The sequence below is a fragment of the Sporolactobacillus vineae DSM 21990 = SL153 genome, from assembly GCF_000377985.1.
Taxonomy (GTDB): Bacteria; Bacillota; Bacilli; order Bacillales; family Sporolactobacillaceae; genus Sporolactobacillus; species Sporolactobacillus vineae.
In genome coordinates, this window is the sequence record NZ_KB899047.1 from 35,175 (window position 1) to 57,989 (window position 22,815).

General features: G+C 50.1%; 23 protein-coding genes and 1 riboswitch. Of the genes, 15 read left to right on the top strand and 8 right to left on the bottom strand.

The features are described 5' to 3' along the window. Window positions 1-43: 43 nt before the first annotated feature. Window positions 44-910, bottom strand: a complete 867-nt coding sequence (locus tag D889_RS0109170; protein ID WP_010631773.1) for a LysR family transcriptional regulator — start codon at window positions 908-910, stop codon at window positions 44-46. Between the two features lie 116 nt (window positions 911-1,026). Here D889_RS0109170 and D889_RS0109175 point away from each other — a divergent pair, with 116 nt between their 5' ends. From D889_RS0109175 to D889_RS0109215, 9 genes are all read left to right on the top strand, one after another. Further along, the gene (locus tag D889_RS0109175) at window positions 1,027-1,920 is read left to right on the top strand and encodes a DMT family transporter (protein ID WP_010631774.1); all 894 of its coding nucleotides are present in this window, start codon (window positions 1,027-1,029) and stop codon (window positions 1,918-1,920) included. Between the two features lie 146 nt (window positions 1,921-2,066). Beyond that, on the top strand, window positions 2,067-3,050 hold the full coding sequence (locus D889_RS0109180; RefSeq protein ID WP_010631775.1) for a quinone oxidoreductase family protein: 984 nt from the start codon (window positions 2,067-2,069) through the stop codon (window positions 3,048-3,050). A 565-nt stretch (window positions 3,051-3,615) separates the two neighbouring features. Beyond that, the gene (locus D889_RS0109185) at window positions 3,616-4,815 is read left to right on the top strand and encodes a pyridoxal phosphate-dependent aminotransferase (RefSeq protein WP_010631776.1); all 1,200 of its coding nucleotides are present in this window, start codon (window positions 3,616-3,618) and stop codon (window positions 4,813-4,815) included. Further along, the gene (locus tag D889_RS0109190) at window positions 4,812-5,822 is read left to right on the top strand and encodes a D-2-hydroxyacid dehydrogenase (protein WP_010631777.1); all 1,011 of its coding nucleotides are present in this window, start codon (window positions 4,812-4,814) and stop codon (window positions 5,820-5,822) included. Before D889_RS0109185 ends, D889_RS0109190 begins: the two co-directional genes overlap by 4 nt. A gap of 323 nt (window positions 5,823-6,145) precedes the next feature. Continuing rightward, complete coding sequence (locus D889_RS0109195) at window positions 6,146-6,670, top strand: YagU family protein (protein ID WP_010631778.1); 525 nt, start codon at window positions 6,146-6,148, stop codon at window positions 6,668-6,670. 66 nt (window positions 6,671-6,736) lie between these two features. Then, entirely contained in the window at window positions 6,737-8,080 is a 1,344-nt protein-coding gene (locus D889_RS0109200) for a glycoside-pentoside-hexuronide (GPH):cation symporter (RefSeq protein WP_010631779.1), read from the top strand. A 301-nt stretch (window positions 8,081-8,381) separates the two neighbouring features. After that, window positions 8,382-8,579: a transcriptional regulator gene (locus D889_RS0109205; RefSeq protein WP_010631780.1), complete on the top strand. Its 198-nt coding sequence runs from the start codon at window positions 8,382-8,384 to the stop codon at window positions 8,577-8,579. Continuing rightward, a complete protein-coding gene (locus tag D889_RS15630; RefSeq protein WP_018962296.1) occupies window positions 8,569-8,718 on the top strand; it encodes a hypothetical protein in 150 nt (49 codons plus the stop codon). The genes D889_RS0109205 and D889_RS15630 overlap by 11 nt, the downstream gene beginning before the upstream one ends. Window positions 8,719-8,784: 66 nt before the next feature. Further along, window positions 8,785-9,774, top strand: coding sequence for an asparaginase (locus D889_RS0109215; RefSeq protein WP_010631781.1), 990 nt, complete (start codon window positions 8,785-8,787; stop codon window positions 9,772-9,774). 322 nt (window positions 9,775-10,096) lie between these two features. On the opposite strand, the gene D889_RS0109220 is transcribed toward D889_RS0109215, so the two are convergent. After that, the gene (locus tag D889_RS0109220; RefSeq protein ID WP_026039075.1) at window positions 10,097-11,755 is read right to left on the bottom strand and encodes an acetolactate synthase large subunit; all 1,659 of its coding nucleotides are present in this window, start codon (window positions 11,753-11,755) and stop codon (window positions 10,097-10,099) included. A gap of 235 nt (window positions 11,756-11,990) precedes the next feature. Here D889_RS0109220 and D889_RS0109225 point away from each other — a divergent pair, with 235 nt between their 5' ends. Next, on the top strand, window positions 11,991-12,884 hold the full coding sequence (locus D889_RS0109225; RefSeq protein ID WP_010631783.1) for a metal ABC transporter solute-binding protein: 894 nt from the start codon (window positions 11,991-11,993) through the stop codon (window positions 12,882-12,884). A 151-nt stretch (window positions 12,885-13,035) separates the two neighbouring features. On the opposite strand, the gene D889_RS0109230 is transcribed toward D889_RS0109225, so the two are convergent. From D889_RS0109230 to D889_RS0109250, 5 genes are all read right to left on the bottom strand, one after another. Beyond that, complete coding sequence (locus D889_RS0109230; protein WP_010631784.1) at window positions 13,036-13,926, bottom strand: DMT family transporter; 891 nt, start codon at window positions 13,924-13,926, stop codon at window positions 13,036-13,038. A gap of 46 nt (window positions 13,927-13,972) precedes the next feature. Then, window positions 13,973-14,353, bottom strand: coding sequence for a fluoride efflux transporter FluC (locus D889_RS0109235; protein WP_010631785.1), 381 nt, complete (start codon window positions 14,351-14,353; stop codon window positions 13,973-13,975). After that, complete coding sequence (locus tag D889_RS0109240; protein WP_010631786.1) at window positions 14,343-14,753, bottom strand: fluoride efflux transporter FluC; 411 nt, start codon at window positions 14,751-14,753, stop codon at window positions 14,343-14,345. Before D889_RS0109240 ends, D889_RS0109235 begins: the two co-directional genes overlap by 11 nt. Window positions 14,754-14,809: 56 nt before the next feature. Further along, window positions 14,810-14,876: riboswitch (Fluoride riboswitch) on the bottom strand. A gap of 49 nt (window positions 14,877-14,925) precedes the next feature. Continuing rightward, a complete protein-coding gene (locus D889_RS0109245) occupies window positions 14,926-15,966 on the bottom strand; it encodes a DUF1648 domain-containing protein (RefSeq protein ID WP_010631787.1) in 1,041 nt (346 codons plus the stop codon). Beyond that, window positions 15,963-16,355, bottom strand: a complete 393-nt coding sequence (locus tag D889_RS0109250) for a GntR family transcriptional regulator (RefSeq protein WP_010631788.1) — start codon at window positions 16,353-16,355, stop codon at window positions 15,963-15,965. The genes D889_RS0109245 and D889_RS0109250 overlap by 4 nt, the downstream gene beginning before the upstream one ends. A gap of 344 nt (window positions 16,356-16,699) precedes the next feature. Here D889_RS0109250 and D889_RS0109255 point away from each other — a divergent pair, with 344 nt between their 5' ends. The 5 genes from D889_RS0109255 (at window position 16,700) to D889_RS0109280 (ending at window position 22,065) form a co-directional block, all read left to right on the top strand. After that, window positions 16,700-18,178: an MDR family MFS transporter gene (locus D889_RS0109255; protein WP_010631789.1), complete on the top strand. Its 1,479-nt coding sequence runs from the start codon at window positions 16,700-16,702 to the stop codon at window positions 18,176-18,178. Between the two features lie 42 nt (window positions 18,179-18,220). Further along, window positions 18,221-18,850, top strand: coding sequence for a DUF4811 domain-containing protein (locus D889_RS0109260; protein ID WP_238537639.1), 630 nt, complete (start codon window positions 18,221-18,223; stop codon window positions 18,848-18,850). A gap of 395 nt (window positions 18,851-19,245) precedes the next feature. Next, complete coding sequence (locus D889_RS0109270; RefSeq protein WP_026039078.1) at window positions 19,246-20,331, top strand: TIGR04053 family radical SAM/SPASM domain-containing protein; 1,086 nt, start codon at window positions 19,246-19,248, stop codon at window positions 20,329-20,331. Between the two features lie 149 nt (window positions 20,332-20,480). Next, window positions 20,481-21,200 (top strand): SDR family NAD(P)-dependent oxidoreductase, encoded by a 720-nt coding sequence (locus D889_RS0109275; protein ID WP_010631792.1) that lies wholly within the window; start codon window positions 20,481-20,483, stop codon window positions 21,198-21,200. A gap of 316 nt (window positions 21,201-21,516) precedes the next feature. Next, window positions 21,517-22,065 carry an SRPBCC domain-containing protein gene (locus D889_RS0109280; protein ID WP_010631793.1) on the top strand — a complete coding sequence of 183 codons (549 nt, stop codon included), beginning with the start codon at window positions 21,517-21,519 and terminating at the stop codon, window positions 22,063-22,065. 82 nt (window positions 22,066-22,147) lie between these two features. Here D889_RS0109280 and D889_RS0109285 read toward each other — a convergent pair whose 3' ends face one another. After that, window positions 22,148-22,798: an alpha/beta hydrolase gene (locus tag D889_RS0109285; protein ID WP_010631794.1), complete on the bottom strand. Its 651-nt coding sequence runs from the start codon at window positions 22,796-22,798 to the stop codon at window positions 22,148-22,150. Window positions 22,799-22,815: the final 17 nt, after the last annotated feature.

The following is a 22,815-nucleotide window of genomic DNA, read 5'->3' on the forward strand; positions in this document are numbered from 1 at the left end:
AACACGGATCAAAGTAAAAATCGATGGTACCCATTCAGTCGGCTTACGATCTGCCGACAAGCCGACTGGTGACTGATACGAATGCCTTTGCAGCCGGAGAGGGGTGGAGGCGTGTGGCCAGCTGAATGGTTCTGAAACTATTCGTCTCCAGAGGGATGGCCCGGAGCGGTGCAATATCTTGCGGAAGCACCAGCTCCGGAAGAATACTGATACCGAGGTGATGTGCCACCATCGCCAGGATGGCATCCTCTTCCATCAGTTCGAAGCGGATCCGGGGACGGACATGATGCGCCTCGAGAATCCGCCTGATTTCGTGATGGCCGCCGAATGCCGGCATGATAAAAGGTTCCTCGCCGATCTGGCTGAATGAAACTGTCTTCTGATGATAGAGCGGGCTTTGCGGCGACACGATACACAGGATCCGGTCTCTTTTGATCGGCGTCAGCAACAGCTGATTTGAAAGCGGGTTGGTGACGAATCCACAGTCCAGCCGGCCTGCAATCAGCTGATCCTCAATCTGCTGATAGTTTCCTTCCTTTAGAGAGATGCGGATCAGCGGATAGTTTTGCTCCATGGTCTGGATGATCTGGGGGAGCAGATGCTTGGAAATACTGGTGAAAACACCGATTCGGAGACTGCCTCTGGTGACGCCGAGAATGGCGGAGGCTTCCTGGTGGATTTTCTCGTCATCTTGAAGCAGATGATGGATGGAGGGAAGCAGCTGTTCGCCTTCAGCGGTCAGACGAATACCGGCGCGGTTCCGGTTGATCAGACGGAAGCCAAAAGTTTTCTCGAGGTTGTTCACGGCATGGCTGACGGCGGACTGAGTCAGTCCCAGCTGTTCGGCCGCCTGGGTAAAGCTGTTCAGTTCGGCGACTCTGGCGAAAATTTCGTATTGAATCAGGCTCAATAGAGACTCCTCTTACATGAATATATTTCATGCTATTTATTATAAACATTCATTTTATTAATGACAATGAGCCGTCTATACTATAAAAGAAGAATCGATTCAGGACGGTGTCATCAATGAGCAGACAAAAAGCGGACTTGATACTTGCAGTTGTTTCCGCACTTTGGGGTTCCTCATACCTTTTTATGAAAATCGGTATCGAGTCGCTGGCGACATTTAATCTGATTGCGCTCCGTTTTCTGCTGGCGTTTGTCGTCACACTTCTCTTCTTTGGGTGGAGACTCATTCAGCGAACAGACCGCCGCTCGCTTTGGTACAGCTTTCTTTTGTCTCTGATTCTTCTGGCCGTATTTTCATCGATTCTGATCGGGCTGCACGCCACGTCGGCTTCAAAAGCCGGATTTCTGCTCGCACTGACCGTTGTCTTTGTGCCGCTCCTTAATGGAATTTTTTTTAGGGTGCTGCCCGAACCGAAAATGATCGCAGGCGTTCTCCTGGCACTGATTGGTATTGGCCTTTTGACCTGGAACGGCGGCTTGTCCCTGGAATCGGGCGACGCGTTCTGCATGCTCGGCGCACTGGCGAATGCCTTATATTTCCTGCTGGCAGATCGTTTTACAAAGCGTGAGGATCCGGTGACGCTTGGGGTCTGGCAGATGGGCATGACCGGCGCACTGGGCCTTTTGATCTCGCTGATTTTTGAAATACCTCATTTACCTTCCACGCCTTCCTCATGGTTTGCTGTAGCCGGACTCGGGATTCTTTGCAGTGCGGCCGGCTATACCTTGCAGAATATTGCTCAAAAATACACGTTATCGACACATGCCGGCCTGATCTTTTCACTGGAACCTGTTTTCGCTGCATTCTTTGCTTTTGCTTTCTTTGGTGAGGTGCTCCCGTCCCGAAGCTATCTCGGGGCCGGACTGGTGCTGATCAGTGTCGTGCTGATGGAATTGCCGCTGAAAAAGCGGGCTTATCCGGGTCGCCTGAGGCAGCATCAGGCCCGCTGAACATTTGCTGGAATGACCGGTGCTTTTGATTGCCAGGACTTTTTACAACACGGGTTCAAAAGCGTTCATTATAATGAAAGTGAAGATCAGCAGAGGCACATTATTTGTGTTCCGGGCCAAGTTTACGTGTTGGAGGGGTTTTGAGCGTGAAAGCAGTCATTGTGTCTGAGTTCGGCGATCCGTCGGTACTCGACTATATAGATCTGGAAATGCCAAAAATCGGCGCGGATCAGGTGTTGATCCGTGTCGTTGCCACAAGTGTCAATTTTGCCGATATTATGTCGCGTCAGGGAAGATATCATTCCGGCAGCAAGCCGCCTTTTACACCGGGACTTGACGCAGCCGGGGTCGTTGAGGGAACAGGGGCGAATATCCGTCATTTGAAAATCGGCCAGCGCGTGATCGCTTTATTAAAGAACGGATCTTATTCAGAATATGTGGCATCGGATGAAAATCTGACGTTCCCGATTCCGGATTCAGTGGACTTTGAGACTGCCGCCGCTTGCCCGACGGTCGCCTTCACATCCTATAAACTGCTTGCCGATGTAGCCCGTGTTCGTCCGGGCGAAACGGTGCTGGTTCATGCAGCAGCCGGCGGTATCGGTACGACGGCAGTACAGCTGGCCCGCCTGCTCGGTGCGGGCAAAGTGATCGGGACCGTCGGCAGCGACCGGAAGAAACCGATTGTCGAAGAGGCGGGAGCCGATGCGGTGATCAACAATCAGACGGAAGATTTTGCAGCAGAAGTCAATCGTCTGACCGGAGGCAAGGGTGCCGATGTGATTCTTGATTCGCTGTCCGGAGCAATTGCCGAGAAAAGTCTGACCTGTCTTGCGTTGTACGGCCGGCTTGTTAATTTCGGCAGCGCCGGCGGAGATACAGGTCACTTTAAGACGACGGATCTTCATTCCAGCTGCCGTGCTGTCCTCGGTTTCAGTCTCGGAACGACCATCCGGAACCGGCCGGACCTGTTGACCGATGCGGCAAAGCGCATTTCTGAGTTTTTAAAGGACGGCCGGTTGAAAATGAAGATCGGCAGACACTATGCGTTGAAAGACGCCGCAAAGGCGCAGGAGTGGATGGAAAGCCGGCAGAGTACAGGAAAAATCCTGCTGGATGTCGCCGAATAAGGGGCGGGACCCCCGGGCGACATCTTGACAGATTCAGAAAACTCTGTTTTAATAGATTCACCAACCGCAAGGAGTTCTTAACAATGATCAGCCGTCAGGCGTTCAGAAGTCGCCAATCAAATACGTATTATTTCTACTTTCGGTTCTTTCGGTAGTGTCTGTATTCGCATGACGGGGTGCAGACACGAAATCAGCTGTTTGCATCCATGCAAAGGCCGGAAGCAGAACATTTTGTCTTGCGGAAAAGACCACATGGATGAACGATTCAATAGTCCGTGTGGCGCATCATTAATTTGAACCGATGATCCGATCACTCGCAGCTATTGAAGCCGCGGGTGATTTTTTTTACACAGGTTTTGTTAAACTTGTCTGCTGATTTCCGCTGCAGGCGCTCGCTTTCCGCGGGCGATCCGTGAGCCTCCTCGTTCGTTACACTCGCTGCGGGGTCTCACTTGCCTCGCTAATCCCTCAGGAGTCTCGCGCCTTCCGCGCCAATCATTGGAGTGACAAAAGTCAACGATAGTTTCAAACAGAGCCAAAATAAAAAAGAAATGGAGAGAAGACGATGGGCAATCCACTAGCAGCAAAAATGAAAAAGGAACTCGACCTCCTGAAACCCTCGGATATCCTGAAATTTGATCAGGAAGCTTCTGCCATCCCCGGGATTCTTAAACTGACACTCGGCGAACCGGATTTCAACACACCGGAGCATATCAAGGAAGCCGGCCGGCGAAGCATTGCCGCCAACCGCAGTCACTATACGGCTTCGGCGGGCACGCCGGAACTGCGCCGGGCGATCAGCCGCTTCATGGACAGCAAATATCATGTTCACTATGATCCTGAAAATGAAATTCTCGTTACCGCCGGTGCGACGGAGGCGATCTTTGCGACACTGACGTCGGTCATCAATCCCGGCGACAAAGTACTGATTCCGACACCGATCTTCCCGCTCTATATCCCCGTTGCGATGCTGAATCGCGCCGAACCGGTCTTTATGGATACGTCGGATAACGGATTTGTGCTGTCCCCGGAGAAACTGGAGAAGGCACTCAAGGAGCAGGGTGACGCCGTCAAAGCGATCATTTTCAATTTCCCGACGAATCCAACCGGCGTGACCTACCGTCGCGAAGATTTGAAAAAGCTGGCGGATATTCTGAAAAAGCATGAGATCTTCGTCATTTGTGACGAGATCTACAGTGAACTGACTTATGGCGCGGCTCATGTATCGATGGCGGAATTTCTGCCGGATCAGACGATCATCCTTAACGGTGCATCAAAGTCGCATGCGATGACCGGCTGGCGGATCGGCTTTATCTGTGCGCGGCAGGAGATCGTCCGGAAACTCGGGACGATCCACCAGTTTATGATCACTTCAGCCACCACCATGGCCCAGGATGCGGCGCAGGAAGCGTTTGAAAAAGGCATGGACGACGGCGCAGTAATGCGGGTCGAATATGAGAAACGCCGTGATTTTGTTTACAAGAAAATGCAGGCATTAGGCTTTGATTGTCCGAAGCCCGAGGGCGCTTTCTATCTTTTCCCGAAGATCCCGGATGACTTGATCCAGGACAGCATGACGTTCTGCCGGGATCTGGCGCGTAAAGCGAAAGTGGCAGTCATCCCCGGGGACTCATTCGGTCCCGGGAGCAAAAGCCATATCCGGATCAGCTATGCAGCGAGTATGGATGTGCTTGAAGAAGCGATGAATCGAATTGAGAAGTATGTTAATGAAATCAGAAATGCAAAAGGGAGCGTCATTAAATGAAAATCATTATGTTCACCGTTCGTGATGATGAAGAACCGGCCGTCAGGGAATGGGCACAGAAAACCGGTATTCAGGTCGACATCAATCGGGTGGAACTGACGGAAGAAACCGTCGGCATGACAAAGGGTTATGACGGCGTGGTCGTCCAGCAGCGGACACCGCTCAAGAGTGATGCCCTGTTTGCCGCTTTGAAAGCTAACGGGATCCGGCAGCTTGCTTCAAGGACGGCCGGTGTCGATATGTTCGATACGAAAAAAGCAGCTGAATACGGCCTGGCCGTCACGAATGTTCCTGCTTATTCACCCAACTCCGTAGCTGAACTGGCAGTGACTCAGACGATGCGGCTGATCCGCAATCTTGCTCAGTTCGAAGCACGGGAAGCGCAGCAGGACTTTCGCTGGTCCGGCCTGATGGCGAGGGAGATCCGTTCGCTGACGGTCGGTGTGATCGGTGCCGGAAGGATCGGCGGTACGGTAGCCCGCCTGTTCCGGGGACTCGGCGCCAAAGTGATCGCCAACGATATTGTGGAACGTGATGATCTGAAAGATGTGCTTACTTATGTATCCAAAGAGGAACTGCTGAAACAGGCGGATGTGGTGACGCTTCATGTGCCGCTGCTGGAGTCAACGGTCTGCCTGATCGGTGCACCGGAACTCGCGCTGATGAAACCTGATGCATTCATCATCAATGCGTCGCGTGGTCCTGTGCTGGATGTTAACGCCCTGATTGATGCTCTGCAGAAGAAGAAACTTGCCGGTGCCGCACTGGATACGCTGCCTGGTGAAGAGAAGTTCTTTAATCTTGATCTGCGCGGGAAAGCACTGCCAAGTGAAGCGCTGAAAAAGTTGCGTGCCTTGCCGAATGTACTGATCACCCCGCACATCGGTTTTTACACCAATCTGGCAGTAAAAAACATGGTGGAGATCAGTCTGAATGATGCTGTTTCTATTCTGAAAACAGGCAAGAGCGAACATCAGGTAAACCGCACTCCGGCACGGGAGCAATAAACAGGAAGAAAGCTAACAGATAATCGAAGATCACGCTGTGCAGGTCTATGTGCTGCACAGTATTTTTTTACAATAATTGTTAAGCGGCTGGATTTTGGGCTGTGACGGCTGGATTTTGGGCTGTGACGGCTGGATTTTCGACTTTTACGGCTGGATTTTAAAATCAGACGGAGGATAGCCCGTCCTTTTCATTGACGAATCTTGAATCATATTTGACAAACTATGTCAGTATCGGTCATTATTCACCACTGGCGGACAAAAATCGTTTATACTATTCAACTGAAAGCTAACTAAAAGTAAGCAAGGGAAAGGAAGCTGGGTTTATGGCATTCTCAAAGAAGAAAACAAGAAGATCTCCAGATATAAAAGCCGCGGTCAAAGCGGGCATTGTCGCAGGAATCGTTTCCGGACTGGTTAAGTTGGGCTGGGAGAATGTCCTTCCGCCGCGGACACCGGAACGCGATGCGACAAATCCGCCGCAGAAGCTGCTTCAACAGCTGGGTCTGCCCGAGTCTGCATCACATGCTACATATAAATTCTCCGGCCACGACCTGCCGTGGGTCAGTTATCTGGTACATTTCGGATTTTCCACGTCGTTCGCCGTACTTTACGAACTGCTTTCCAAGTACGAACCGAAGATTAAAGCCGGGGGCGGTTCCGTCTTCGGGCTTGCCGTCTGGTCCGCCTTTCATTTGGGTGTGATGCCGGGGATGAAAACTGTACCATCCGCGAAAGATCAGCCCGCAGAAGAACATGTCTCCGAAGCGCTCGGGCATATTGCCTGGATGTGGACAAATGATGTCGTTGGCGATGAAGTATACCGCCGCCTGACGGAGCACAAAAAATAATCGATTTCGACGTCAGGCGGACGAGTGATTTTCTGACCTGTCTGGCCGGCTGAATGGAGGCGGCTTATGGAACAAAAATGGCAGACAAGCTGGCCGGAACGTATCAGTTACGGATTAAGCGATGCGGCCGACAACCTTGTCTTTCAAATGTTAACGACCTATCTGTTGTTTTTCTATACCGATGTCTACGGGCTCGATCCAAGCGCGGTAGCGATTCTGTTCATCGTCGCCCGGGCTGCAGACGTTGTCGAAAGTTTTATTATCGGTGTGATGATCGACCATACGCATTCCCGCTGGGGTAAGAGCCGCCCGTTCTTTCTCTGGTATGCTCTGCCTTATGTTGCCTTTGCGGTTCTCACCTTCACCACACCTGACTTCTCACCGACGGGCAAGCTGATCTGGGCTTACGCGACTTATCTGGGCCTTGGCTTCCTGTACACAGCGGTGAATCTGCCGATTACGTCCATACTGCCGACACTGTCCCGGAACGAGCATGAACTGACATTGCTTGGGGTGATTCGTCAGTTCTTCGGCAGTTCGGTTCAGATTATTGTTGCTGTCTTCACGCTGCCGCTGGTCGCTTTCTTTGGCCGCGGGGATCAGCGCCAGGGTTTTCTTCTGACGATCTGTCTCTTCGGGCTGATATCGCTGCTGCTGATCATTAATACGTTCTTTCACGTTCATGAACGGTTCAGCAATCCGGAAATTGCTCACCAGCCGTTCCGGGTTGTTGTAAAGATGCTGCGCCGCAATCGGCCGTGGCTGATCATTTCGATCGTCATTTTTCTTTACTGGCTGACCACGGCCATTAAAAACCAGACGACCATTTATTACTTCAAATATACACTGAATCATCAGGATCTGGTGCCTCTGGCCAACAGTTTCACACTGGCGGCGCTGGTCGGTGTCGTTCTGATCATTCGGATGGCCGGGTCGCTGGGGAAAAAGCAGACGATGTTGACCGGAATTGTCACAGCATTTACCGGTCAGATCATTCTTACCGTCGGTGTTTATACGCAGTCTCTGGGGACGTTATTTACCGGTGTCTTTGTGAATTCGGTCGGGCACGGCATCATCATCGGTCTGGTCTCAATTATGATCGCCGATACGATTCGTTTCGGAACTGCTATGGGGATTCAGGCGGAAGGCATTCTGGCGTCAACCGATGACTTCGGTGTCAATATGGGTCTGGGTATCGGCGGCCTGGTGACCGCCTGGCTGTTTCATCTGTCCGGGTATGTACCGAATCATGCGCAGAATGCCGGCACACTTTCGATGATTAACGTGAACTATGTCTGGATTCCGCTCGTTCTCTATGTGCTGATGTTTCTGACACTGCTGACCTACAACGAGAAGCGGCTGCTCGGTTCGATTGCCGCTCATGAGCAGGCCGTCAAGGTGAAAAGCTAAGGATTATTATATGAGACAATAATCGACAACCGGAATGCAAAATGCAGAGAGTCGGAAGGCCAATCATGCTTTCCAACTCTTTTTTTGTTGACAGATCAGAGTGCAGCCATGCTCTTTGTCATCTGAATGAGATTCAGAGGTGTTAATGAAGGCGCTTTTATATTATATAGAAAATCACGGAATATGATTCGTGAGAAGGGAAAGACGCCGAATGAAAAACGTTGACCGAAAAAAATTGGGGAAGTCATTTATGGCTTTTTTATTGTGCCGGTGATTCCCGATAACACGTTACGGGTGGTCTTTGATCGTTGGCCAGAAGACTCTTTTTGCCCATATGATGTACAACTATGCCAGATCGATCGGACGGATTAAAGAAGATGCACCGTTCATTGACTTTAACTGTGCGGATTATTTCAATAATCCGCAGCTTCTGATCGGCCGGCTCAAATCCAATGTTCAGCTCGTTTGTGCGCAGGGATTTGGACAGTATGAATCATGAATTTGTTCCGCTTAATGTCAAAATGCTGCCGATGGAAATGCGCGAGGGGCTGCACCGCATTTCTCACAATCCGCGCATCAATCAGCGCCTGAATACTTCTCCGCTCTTTCTTTTTGGGTTCATTGACGGGTCGAGATAAGTTTGCGGTACCGGTGAAAAATGTTATCATAGTTTCTATCAATTGAAGCAAATGGGGATTGATTCATTGAAAAAGATACTTGTGCTGGCAACCGGCGGAACGATCGCATCGACACCCCGGCAGGGAGGACTGGCTCCGGGGCTGCCCATCGATCAGTTTGCCGGTTATTTCGAACACAGCAAAACGGTGTCCGTCGACTTTAAGGTGCTTATGAATAAAGACAGTACGAATATGCAGCCGGAAGACTGGGTGACGATGGCCCGGACGATTCAGGAAAATCTGGTATTCTACGACAGCTTCATCATCACCCATGGGACGGACACCATGGCCTATACTTCCGCAGCCCTTTCTTATCTGCTGCTGGGTATTCCGAAGACGGTGGTGATCACCGGATCCCAGGTTCCGGTAAGTTTTAAAAAGACCGACGCCCGAAAAAATATCAGGGATGCGCTCACGTTTGCTCAGAAGTCGGATATTCCCGGGGTTTTTATCATTTTTGATGGAAAAGCGATTCTTGGTACGCGGGCAATAAAGATGCGTACCAAGAGTTATGATGCATTTGAAAGTGTCAATTATCCTTATATTGCGGCGATCGATGGACAGAACATCAGAGTGACATGCCGTCCGAAACCGGAGCAGGTGACGTTTAAGACCCATTTGGGGATCTGTCCGGAAGTTTTTCTTCTGAAGGCCTTTCCCGGACTGTCCCCGGATTTTTTTGATTACCTGAGTGAGCATATCAAAGGTTTGATCATCGAAAGTTTCGGTAACGGCGGCCTGCCGTTTCTGAGCAGAAATCTGGTGAACGGTGTGGCCGGACTGGTCCGCAAAGGTATCCCGGTGATCATCACGACGCAATGCCTTGAAGAGGGACAGAACATCAATCTGTATGAAGTGGGCAAGCGTGTCGCTGATGCCGGCGGAATCACCGCCGGCGACATGAACACGGAGACGATTGTTGCCAAACTGATGTGGGTACTCTCGCAGACTGCCGACCCGAAAACGATCAGGCAGATGATCCAGACATCGCTGGCTCACGATCTGGACTACATCTGAAGTGTGTGAAAGAAGATGAGTGTGATCAAGTCTCCACTCCGGACAGTTTGGCGAAAATAGCTGAGGCGGACAGCGTAAATATACCGAAAAACAGCAAAACATAAGAAAGACGAGGGCTTAATGATTTCAAGGGAATCACTCCTGAAGCAGTTGATCAACGAAACAAACAGAGAAAGCATATCGCTTTCCCTGTTCACTGACCATTTTTTGCATTAAGTTCACGATGGTGTGCTGTGGATTGAAAACAGTGCGACGCACCAACCATCGAGTGTTTCTTCAGATCATCAATTGGTCTGATTGTCTGAATGGACAGGTTTTTCCATCAGAATGAGATCGTTGTATCTCCTAACTTCGCAATCAGTTTCATGTTTTCACTGTAGTCAACCGGACAGACAATGACATGGACATGTTCCGTATCATTCAGTGCCGTCTCCAGCGCCGGTCTTAATTCATTCGCATGACGGATACGATACCCCTTCGCACCAAAACTTTCCGCGTACTGGACGAAGTCGGGGTTTTTGAAGTCGACCTCAGAATGGCGGTCCAGTTCCAGGTCCATTTTCCATTTGATCAGGCCGTAGGAATTGTCTTCCCAGATCAAGTTCACAATATGAATGTGCTCCCGTACGGCCGTTTCAATCTCCTGCGAATTCATCAGAAAACTGCCATCTCCCATAATGGCGACGACGCGCTGCCCGGGATTAGCCAGTTTGACGCCAATTGCCCCCGGCAAGGTCCAGCCCATCGTCGACAGCCCATTGTCAATGATGCACGTCTGCGGCAGATACGTTGGATACAGCCTGGCCATCCACATCTTGACCGCTCCGGTATCCACCAGCGCAATATCGTCATCCCTTAATGCCTTGCGTGTCTCATAAACAATTTTCTGCGGTTTAAGAGGGAACTGATCATCAGTGGCGCCGACTTCCAGTTCCTGATTGACCCGTGCCTTGATCTTGGCCGGTTGTGAGTCGAAATGAATGCTTTTACCTTTCAGAGCTTCGATCAGGCAGGAAAGGCTGGCATTGATGTTGGCCACAATGTTCAGGGTGGCATTGTAATGACTGTCTGTGTCTTCCTTATAAGTATTGATATGAATGATCTTCTTGTTGCCTTCAGGATTTATTTTGACCGGATCAAATTGCTGGATCGAAAAACCGACAGTGATAATCAGATCCGACCGGTCAAAGGCAAAATTACCGTAATCATGGCGCATGAATCCGACAACACCCAGTGCGTTGGGCAAGCGGTCACTGATGACGCCCTTTCCTTCAAAGGTTGTGGCAACCGGGACATTCAGCAGTTTACTTAACGCGACCAGATTTTTTTCAGCCTGAATGCGGACGACACCATTACCGGCTAAAATGATCGGGTGCTGCGCACTCTGGATAATCCTTACCGCCTGATCAACGTCCTCCCGGGTCGGCATTGTTTTTGAAATGGGGGCCACAGGTATCGGGCGAACGGTTGGGTCGACGCTCATTTTCTCCACATCCTGGGGCAGGCTCAGATAAGAGGCACCGGGTTTGTTTCGTTTGGCCGCGGAAAACGCCTTTCTGACCAGCTCCGGGACAGATTGCGGGGTCAAAACCGTTCTTGAAAACTGTGTGATCGGTTTGAACAGCGAAACCAGGTCAATGACCTGATGGGATTCCTTGTGAATCCGGTTCAGGCCGCCCTGGGCACTGATCGCGACGATCGGTGTCGTATTTAGTTCGGCATCGGCGACACCGAGAACCAGGTTCAGGGCACCGGGACCCAGCGTCGCGATACAGACCCCGGGAATTCCGGTAACCCGTCCATAGAGATCAGCCATAAACGCTGCGCCCTGTTCGTGACGGACGAGAATGAATTTTATTTTCGAGCGGTTAAGTGCATCAACAAGCTGTATATTTTCTTCGCCGGGGATGCCGAATGCGTACTTAACTCCTTCATTTTCCAGACATTCGACAATCAGATCGGCGACTGTTTTATCAGCCATTCTTTCAATCCCCTTCCTGACAGGCAGGTCCTGTGTAATCATTATATACTGCTTTACCGGTACATCCACAATAGCGAATCCCGCAAATTTTTGCAAAATAGTTTCCATACTTTTTCCAGGCTGGTCTTGCATTAACAGGGAAAATATGATTTAATCAATAAGTCAAATCGTAATTATTACGATTTGTGGGTTCGTGACATCATTTTATTATTAATATCCTAAGGAGTCCCAAAGAATGAAAAAATTTATCCATCAAGTGGAGTTCATGTTCGGCTGCTTATTATTCATCAGCCTCCTTTCCGGTTGCGGCCAATCAGGGGCAGCTGACACGAGCGGCAAAATCAATGTTGTTGCAGCTGAAGACTTTTACGGCGAAGTGGCTAAAGCAGTCGGAGCAAATCATGTTGCAGTCACCTCAATTATTGACAAACCGAGTGTGGATCCGCACGACTATGAACCGACCACGGGAACAGCACGGTCTGTCAGTCAGGCAAAACTGATCATCAGCAACGGTCTGGGTTACGACGGCTGGATCGACAAACTGGTACAGAATAGTGAAGATCAAACCGTTGTCCGTGTCGGTGAAGGGCTAATGAACAAAAAAGACGGGGATAATGAACATCTCTGGTATCAGCCGGACACCATGCCGAAACTGGCTGACGATCTGGCGGAGAAATTCGGGAAAATCGATCCAAAACATGCCTCTGTATTTAAAGAAAACGCGAAAAAGTATATTCAAAGCATCAAGCCTGTGAAAGATGAAATTGCTCTACTCAGTAAGAAATCAGATGGCAGACGGGTCGATGTGTCCGAACCTGTTTTCGACTATACATTGCAGGCGATCGGCTATCGCGTCGCAAACACACATTTCTCCCTTGCTGTCGATCAGGGATCAGATCCGTCCCCGAAAGATATTGCCGGAATGCAGGCAGATATTAAGGGGAGACGCATTGCGTTCTTCGTCTGCAATACCCAGAACATTGACCCGATGGTGAAAAAGATGGTTGCATTGAGTAAACAGTATCACGTACCGGTTGTGAGCGTCACGGAGACACTTCCGAAGGGGAAAGATTATAAAGCGTGGATGATGGATCAGCTGAAACAGGTTGAGGCGGTTCAGAACAAATAACCGTATACCCTTACAGAAGCAGAGAGAAACTTATTTATTCTCTCTGTTTTCTTTTGAATAGACTCCGTTTAGTCATCGTGCTGATTTTGTCACGTCATCGTTTGGAGCGGAAGGCGCAAATTGGCGCAGTTGAGGTAACGTGGATCAAAACTCAGCATTTTAGGACTGCCGGTTTCTTTGCTTTTTTATGATGTCCGGTCAGTGTATAGGACAGAGCGATGAAGATCATCAGGATACCAAGAATCTGCAGCCAGGATGGCGTAAAACCAGTAATAAACACATCAAGCAAAATGGCAACAAGCGGATCCAGATAGGTGAGCGCCGAGATCACTGGGGTCGGCAGTGCCCGAAGGCTGCTGTAGAAGAGCAGGTAAACGATGCCTGTGTGAACGACACCGGTGAAAATGCTGTAGAACCAGTTGGCTGCCGTCAGGTGCAAATAGAGGGAATAATGGACGAAAGGCAGCAGCATCAATACGCCGATTAAGGTCTGAATGATGGTCACCAGATAGGGACTGGCCTCATGAATATATTTTCCGGTAATGATCACCAGGGCGTAGAGACACGCGGCGATCAGGGCGAGCAGCGGACCCTGAACGGACATTCCGCTTTTCAGATCTGCAGGACTGATTCCGGAGATCAGTACCGTACCGGCGAAGGCCAGAAGGACCGCACCAAAGCCGATCAACCGTATTTTATCTCTGAAGATGAACCAACCGATAAGCAGCACGATGATCGGTGCCAGATTATAGATCGAAATAGCGACCGTAATCGCTGTCTTCTCAAATGCGGCGAAGAAAAAAATCCAGTTCAGCACGAGAAAGATACCGCCGACGATGATGACGCCCATTTCCTTAAGCGCCCAGGTTTCATGCCTGTATTGGCCGCTGATCAGCCAGTATAGGCTAAGGAACACCGTGGCGCAGATGCAGCGGACAAAAACAAGTTCCATGGAAGGAAGCCCGGTCAGCCGGGAGAAAAAGCCGATCGAACCGAAAATAGACATGGCGATACTCAATTTGATAAAAGCGGCTTTATTCACTGTTTGATGCCTCTTTGATTTTACTTAATTGAAAGAATCCGATCATTCAGGTCAATAGATTATTTTCTATCATACTACCAATGGCAAATCCGGTGAAAGCGGAAAGGATTCCGAAAATATAAGTGCATCCGATATAAAGGAAGAAAGTCCGGTTCTTTTTCCGGCGAATCAGCTCGATATTCTCGACATTGAATGTGGAAAAAGTTGTATATGTGCCGATAAAGCCAGTGCCGAGAAGCAGCGCAGCCTGAGTGCCGATGTTCATTCCTGTTAAGCAGCCAAGAACGAGAGATCCGGAAAGATTAATGAGAAACGTCGCCAATGGAAATGCATGTCCCCATTTGCGGGAGATATATTTCGTGGCAAGCACCCGTGCAAGAACACCGAATGCCGCACCGGCGGCAACCAGCAGAAAGTTAACGGCCATGGCGGAAAGCCCCCTTAAAGCGGATCAGCAGCAGCTTGCTGGCACGGTAACCGAGAATGGCCGCCAGCAGTCCGCCGATTGCGCTGGTCAGTATGTAACTGATGGCGATCAGCGGATGGACGCGAATGAGCTGTGCGGATTCCAAAGCAAAAGTTGAAAACGTGGTGAAACTGCCGACAAATCCGGTCCCCATCAAGGTGATCATTTGCGCGGACAGCCAGGGCATCCAGGTAAGAAACCGGACAATGAAGGCGAGCAGAAAACAGCCGGCAAGATTAATGATCAAGGTTGCCAGCGGAAAGGATCCTGTATGTATCAGAAGCTCGACGGCATACCTTGCCACGGCACCCATCATACCAAACAGGACCAAATAGACGTGATTCAGAACAGTTCGGTTCAAAATGACTCCTCCTTAATTAAAATAAAAACGTCTACCCAAGAGTACCGATAAGCGGCCTCAGGGCAGACGTTATCAACTGTATCGAAGCAGTAGTTCACGGCGAACGTCATCGCCTGTGAAATGGTTAAATCCAGATTAACACAATCAGAAAGTGTGTACAAACTGGCGTCGATTACCTTGACCATACGGACAGAAGAATCGCTACAGTGATGATTCCGATGACCACCATCCATGCGCCGGGCCGGGCCATGTTTATGGTATAGCCGATGCCGACTCTTTTCTCCACAAAAAGCGACGGATCCGAACGATTGAAATAGAATTGCCCCCACAGCCATTTTGCATCGTCATCAAGAATCGGTCCGGAAGGGGTCTTTGATCGTGCAAAGCGAAAATAGATCAGCATCATCACCGGTAACAGGATGATCACGGCAATGGTCGGAGCAATTAACCAGATTTGTGAGACCGGATGGATAAAACTGATGACAATCACAAGGAAAATCAATTCAGTAATCAGTCCCGTAACGATCATGAGCAGAGTCATCAGTTTGCGAAAACGAGCATAATCAGGTGCGGCCTTCGGATTGCCTTTTACCGAAGCGGGAGCCCGACGTATAAAGAGGACGAGTACGGCCAGCATGAGTTCAAAGAAAACCGGTGAAAGGACAGTCATCCATGACTTTGGTGCCCAATGGTCGGGGCCGGTCAGGCCGAAATGCGTCGGAATCGACGATGGCATATAAGGGTAACCAAGGATAGCAACGATAAATGTGGCGATCATTAAAGGTAGCAGTATCAGCAGCCAGGAGAGTGGAAACAGTGTCTCCTTATCTCCTTTAACAGCGACAATGACATTTCGGGAGCTCAGTTCAGGATCCGGTTTGTTCATTTGTTTGTAAGCCCTAGTTTTTCGCGTGGCGGCATAGAACACCAGCGTTTCGACAAGAATCAGCAAGGCGAGGGACAGATTGAACGCAAGCATGTCGTTGGTCCATCCTGCCGCAACCAGCGGAGCAAGGATGATCAGAATCGCAAATACGGCGAACACAGCGGAAATCAGGTAAGCCCGGATGATTTTTCTCACATTGTCATTCTTCCAGATCTGATCATCGGCGAAAACGACGCCGAAAACCACATTTCTGCGTGAAAACCAGGGCTGCGCAATAAAAAGAGCAGAGATAAAAAAGTAGATACCCAAAAATGTGATGAGATTCATGACCCTTTTCCCTCCAGTTCATCGTAGTAATGGTCAATCATATGATGCAGGACTGTCCGGTCAATCTTCAGGGACAGGGCATCGGAAACCAGTGCCTGAATCCGTCTGCCGGATGACTCGATAAAACCGGCAGCATTCTTCGCCGTATCCCCGGCCCGCACAAAGGTACCGCGGCTGCGCTGAATTTCAATGAAGCCGTCACGCTGAAGCAGCTTGTATGCCTTATTGACGGTGTGCAAATTGACACCGATCTCTGCACCAAGCGTTCGTACGGACGGAAGCGGATCTCCATCCCGGAGCTGACCGGAAGCGATACCACTGACAATTTCATCCCGAATCTGCTGATAAATGGGTTGATCCGATGATCCCAGATCAATCGAGAGCTGCATGACGAATCCCTTCCTTCTGTTCTAACTGTTCTATATTATATATAACACAAAAGGATTTGTCTGTGCAAGAGAATGTACCGTTGTTCACCAGCCCATTTGACCGGATTCTTTGGCAAAACCGAGATTCATATGATCGTCCCGGGGATATTCGTCGTCATATGTAGAACAAGCTGATGATTAATACCGGCGTCAATCAGACGGTTCCGGGGCTCTTTTTTGTTCATAAATTGTTCATATTAAGGGTATAGGCTGATTGATGTGCCTGTAAAAAAGTTGGCATTCGTTTCATCTGTGGTAAAAAGAGGCTGGAAAGTTTGATTTTTTAGAAGTGAGGAGATTTGTTCATGAATACAGCAACACGGCCGGTTGATATCGACGGCAATCCGTACAACAGAATGTTTCTGATTATTGTCCTGCTTGTCGGGGCCTTTTGTACAATTCTGAATCAGACACTTCTGGCCACGGCCCTGCCGGATATTATGAAAGATTTTAAGATCACGGCGTCGACCGGCCAGTGGCTGACGACGGCATTCCTGCTGATGAACGGCATCATGATTCCGGTGACGGCGCTGCTGATCAATAAGATCAGTTCCAAGACATTGTATATTGCATCGATGACCATCTTTCTACTGGGTACCATTCTCGCAGCGGTCGCTCCGAATTTTACAGTTCTGCTGATCGGACGGATCGTTCAGGCTTCAGGAGCCGGCATTATGATGCCTCTGATGCAGACAATTTTTCTGCTGATCTTCCCCAGGGAGAAGCGCGGTATGGCCATGGGTCTTGCCGGGCTGGTCATTGCGTTTGCGCCGGCGATCGGACCGACACTTTCCGGATGGATCGTCGACACGTATACCTGGCGGGATCTGTTCTATATGATTATCCCGATCACTGCGATCGTGATCATTCTTTCTTTTATCGCAATGAAAAAGGTCGTTCCGCTGACATACCCGAAGCTTGATTTCCTTTCGATCGTGCTGTCTACGGTTGGTTTCGGCGGACTGCTCTACGGTTTCAGTGTCGTCGGAAATGACGGCTGGTCGAGTAAAACGGTGATTTCTTGGCTGATCATCGGCATCGTGTTTGTTGCGCTGTTTGTCTGGCGGCAGCTGGCCATGAAAGAGCCGATGCTCGAACTCCGTGTATTTAAGTCACCGATTTTCTCCCTATCAGTTGCGATCAGCAGTTTTGTTATGATGGCGATGATCGGTGCGGAACTTGTCCTTCCGCTTTATATCCAGAATGTCCGTGGTGAGAGTGCTTTCCATTCGGGGCTGATGCTTCTGCCCGGTGCGGTTGTGATGGGGATGATGAGTCCTGTGACCGGGATGATTTTCGACCGGATCGGTGCCCGCAAGCTGGCGATCACAGGTATCTTTGTACTGACTGCAGGAACCGTTCCATTTATGTTTCTGACCGACCATACCAGCATCATTTCGATTGTGATTGCTTATGCGATTCGGTTCCTGGGGATCTCAATGGTTATGATGCCGATCACCACTGCAGGGATGAACGCACTGTCCAACACAATGATGAGCCACGGTACGGCGGCAAACAACACGATCCGGACGGTTGCCGGTTCGATTGGTACGGCGATTCTCGTCAGTGTCATGACCTCAGTAACCAACAATCAGTCTCCGGCATCCAGTATGAGAAAGCTGGATCCGGCGCAATACGGGCAGAAAATGCTTGACGCGGTGATGAATGGTATGAACGCGACATTTCTTGTGGCTGTCGGTTTCTGTCTCCTGACGCTCGTTCTGACCTTTTTTGTTAAAGGGAAACAGAAACAATTTTCAAAGACCGGTTCGGCAGCCGACTAATCACAACTTGTGTCACGGCTTATCGATAATAAAGATCAGGAAGTGGAACTATTGATATTAGTAACCTTAATCGCCGGTGCGGCCTTCTTTGTTTACTTCATTCTGGCAAGCGGCGGAAAATGGTTTTCACAGCATAAATGGGTGGACCGGATGCTCATCGCCCTGTCGCTGATTGTCTTTCTGGGAAGTGAAACGCTGATGATTCTGAATGAGTATCACCATTTCGGAATGAAAAGTCAGGTGACTGTGAGGCGGACAGCCATTCAATCAGTGGTGCCGGCAAGCGGGAAGCAGTCTTCCGCGGTTCCGTTTATCCTGCTTCGCCGGAACATCGGGAAGGACCCGGTTTATCTCTATGTGCAGCAGGGCCGGACAAAGCTGAATCATTCCGGACTCACTGACAGAAACCGCTTCGAAACAACGACGAAGACGCCTTATCTGCTGATTCAGAAAAAGCAGCGCGTATTTAAAAACCGGTTCTATCATCAGCTGTTTTCGTTCAGCGGACAGAATCACGTGACCGTCTCTGTGACCAATGTATTCTATCTGCCTGCGCGTCACCAGGTGATGACCGTTCAGGAACTGAAGAGGATGCAGAAGGCGATGAAAAAGCAGCAGGCCGAAATGCAGAAAGCGGCACAGCAGCAGGCCGCGTCGCACAGTAAAAAATAAGGTGCCGCTTGACGGCATCAGGCATTGAAAGAAGACCGGAGGAGAAGCATCCTTCCGGTTTTTTTGTGCTTTCCGAACTTGACTGCTAATATCTGCCGCATCGTTGATTGGAGCGGAAAGCGAGTGCCTGCAGCGGAAATCATCAGACAGTTGGAGAGTCCTATACAGAAAAGGCTTCAGTGATGGACCGCTCAGGATATCCCGTGAAAATTCTTCAATATGGTGTCAATTCCCTGAAATCGATTGACACGGTTCATGCAGTCTTTAGAATGAAAGGGAGACGTACCGCTTACAAAATGGAAGAAGTCATATTGATTCACTGGATTACCGATCAGTGATCGAGCAGCATAACGGGATTTATACGATTTGAAAAAGAGGCGTTTATTATGGCAATCATGCGGGATTACAACAGGAATCCGTTTATCGTGATCTGGGAAGTGACACGGATGTGTCCGCTGCACTGCCTGCACTGCAGGGCGGCAGCACAGCTGCATCCGTATCCCGGCGAACTGACAACGGATGAAGGAAAAATGCTGATCGATGAGATCTACTCGATGGATAATCCGCTGCTTGTGTTCTCCGGCGGCGATCCGCTGATGCGCAAAGATATTTTTGAACTGATTGATTATGCGGCTAAGAAAGGGCTCCGCGTGTCAATTACCCCTTCGGCCACACCGAAACTGACACGCAAGAATATTCTCCGCGCCAAGGAAGCAGGCATTGCCCGGTGGGCGCTCTCACTGGATGGGCCGGATGCAAAGACGCACGATTATTTCCGCGGATTCTCCGGGACCTTTGACCGGACAATGAAAACGATTGAGATGCTGAATGAGCTTAAAGCACCTTTCCAGATTAATACAACAGTGACGCAATACAACGTCGATAAGCTGCCGGAAATTGCCGACCTGATGGCCAAATGCGGCGCTGTGGTCTGGACCCTGTTCTTTCTGGTGCCGACTGGCCGCGGCAAATTGCTGCAGCCGATCAGTCCGGAGCAGCATGATCAGGTGATGCACTGGGCCTTTCAGCTGCAGGAGCATGCACCGTTTCATATTACCACAACAGAAGGCCAGTTCTATCGCCGCGTCATGTTTCAGGAAAACGAGAAAAGACGTGCTCATGGTCTGGCTCCGATCGGACGTTTTCAGGATGACCTGGCGAAAGCACCGCGGGGTACTAATGACGGCAATGGATTTATTTTTGTCGGGCACACCGGTGAGGTTGAACCTTCCGGATTTCTCCCGTTGACCTGCGGCAATGTCAAAGAAACGCCGCTGCCGGAGATTTACCGGAAAAGTTCGATTCTGCGCAACCTGCGCAACCCGAACAGTTACAAGGGCAAGTGCGGTGTCTGCGAGTTCCGCAATCTGTGCGGCGGATCGCGTGCCCGGGCTTACGCGCTGACCGGTGATTATCAGGCATCGGATCCATATTGCATTTACGTGCCGCAAAGACTGAGAACGGCCGATGCAGCAAGGTAATTGGAACATTCGAGGAAAGGCCCCAGGCAGAGCGCCCGGGGCCTTTTTTTGAGGAAGTCTTGAGATGTGTGCTCCTGGCGGATGATTAAACTGAGGTAATTTTTCCCACAATAAATAATGAAATCGAGTCATTCTTGGAGGGAAAAAAGATGTATCCGGATTTAGCAGGAAAGGTGGTTGTGATCACCGGAGGATCACAGGGTATCGGCGGCGCCATTGTCCGGCGTCTCTCCCTGGAAAACATGTCTGTTGTTCTCGGCTTTCAGGGGGATGATCGGCAGGCAGAAAGGACGGTTGAGGCATTGAACCGGTCCGGCAGCCGGGCGATTGCGGTCCGTGCGGATGTCGGAACGGAAAAAGGAGCACGGGCGCTGCTCAATGCGGCGATTGTTGAGATGGACGGATTGGATGTGTGGGTGAACAGTGCAGGCATCGAAAAACGGTCGCCGACGCATAAGTTGACTCTTGAGGACTGGAACCGGGTTATGAATATCAATCTCACGGGCACCTTTCTCGGGACACGGACAGCGATCAAGTATTTCCTGCACCAGCATCAAAAGGGCCGGGTGATCAATCTGACTTCAGTATTCCATAAACACCTTTTGTCGGAATTTGCTCCCTTTGCCGCAAGCAGAGGCGGTGTCGGCATGTTCAGTGAAACAGTTGCTCTTGAATATGCCGGTCAGGGGATTCGGGTGAACAGCATTGACCCGGGCACCGGCCTTGCAGCAAGGCCTTCAGGACTTGAACGGGCAGCAGCGGTTGCCGCCTGGCTCGCTTCCGGTGAATCCGAATTTGTCACCGGAGCAAATATTGTCATTGACGGCGGTTTGTCGGGCCGGTGCTCTGAACGCGCCGCAGGGTGCTGAGACGGCCTGCGGAACGCGTCGGTAAGTGGGCTTCTGCCTGGACAGCAATTTGCTGGATAAAAAATTTAAAAAAAAGTTTTTTTTATGTGTTTAACTGATCGCCATGCGGGTATATATATTAATGTGACAGGAACATCCGATGAGAAAAGCTACCGCATACCGGTGAACCTGAGCTTTAAATTTCCTGCCACATGAAAAATGCTGTTCAGCTGCCGCTTATGACGGATGAGCGAATGGAACACCGGAGTGCAACGCAGGACAAAGCAAGAGAAGCGATCGTCCTGCAAACCCTAACCTTATCAGGGAGGACATGCGGATGGATGATGCCGCCGAGGAAAACCCAATGGTCGCGAAAACGGAAGGACAGGATCTGCTCATGGAACGCGGTTTCGCGGCACCGAGAGATCTTGTATATCAAATGTTTTCCGACCAGGAACATTTGACGAACTGGTGGGGTCCTGAAGGATGGCAGACGGAAATCCGCAGGTTCGAGTTCAGGCCGAACGGTGTCTGGCATTACTGCATGCGCTGTACGGATGAACGTCAGGGTGATTTTTTCGGTCAGGAGTCTTGGGGTATGGCAGTCTATCACGAGCTCAGTCGGCCCGAACGGATTGTCTATACCGACATGTTTGTGGATGAGGAAGGTCATTTGTTAGCTGGAATGCCCAAGATACTTGTGACGATGGAGTTTCACGACGAAGGAAACAATCACACAAGGGTAACAATACGTTCCCGGTTTGCGTCTGAAGAAGCTCTCAGACAAGTACTGGAGATGGGCGCTGTCGAAGGCTTTGAATCACAATTTGAACGCCTGGCCGGTTATCTGGACAGGATCCAGGAGGAGTTGCTCGATTATCAATAATGTGTATGACAAGCGGCATCAGCTGAACAGCATCTTACAGAACACATAATCCCTGCCGGAGAGTCGGCGGGGATTATGTGCTTTACTGCTTTTTCCGGCTGTGAAAATGATCGGCTATCCAGTTTCGGAGATCATCGACTTCAGTTTCAGTCACACTGTGTCCCGTGGGATAGTCATGATAGTCGGCGTCCAGTCCCGATTCTCGGAGGAACCGGTCGATTGATCGTCCTTTTTCTACGGGAAACAGCGGGTCGAACCGGCCATGGCCGATGAAGAAAGCGGGCTTTGGTTCCTGGCTGCAGGTGATTGTCTCACTTTGAAAGAAGTCGGGCAGACGGCCGCTAAGGACAACAGCTCCTGCTGCCGTATCCGGATGGAGCAAGGCATAGGAAAGACTGAGGATTGCTCCCTGACTGAAGCCGAGAAAGAACAGCGGCTGACGGCTTGAAAGCCCCTCTTTTTGATAAATATCGGCCAGGGCGTGTTCCAGTTTTGCCATTGTTCCCGTGATCACCCGTTTCTCAGACTGAGCAGTGAAATCGGGGATATAGTACGTATATCCGGAACTGAAAGTCAGATCGCCCTGAATATTAATCTGGACAAAATTTTTCTCTCCGTCGGCGGCGATCGAAGCCAGATCATGATAGTCCGTGCCCATGCCATGCAGTGTGACCAGTACCGGCGTGGACGGATCCGTTTTCCCCGGTTTGCTGATTTGATACAGATAAGTCATCTGTTTGTGCCCCTCCT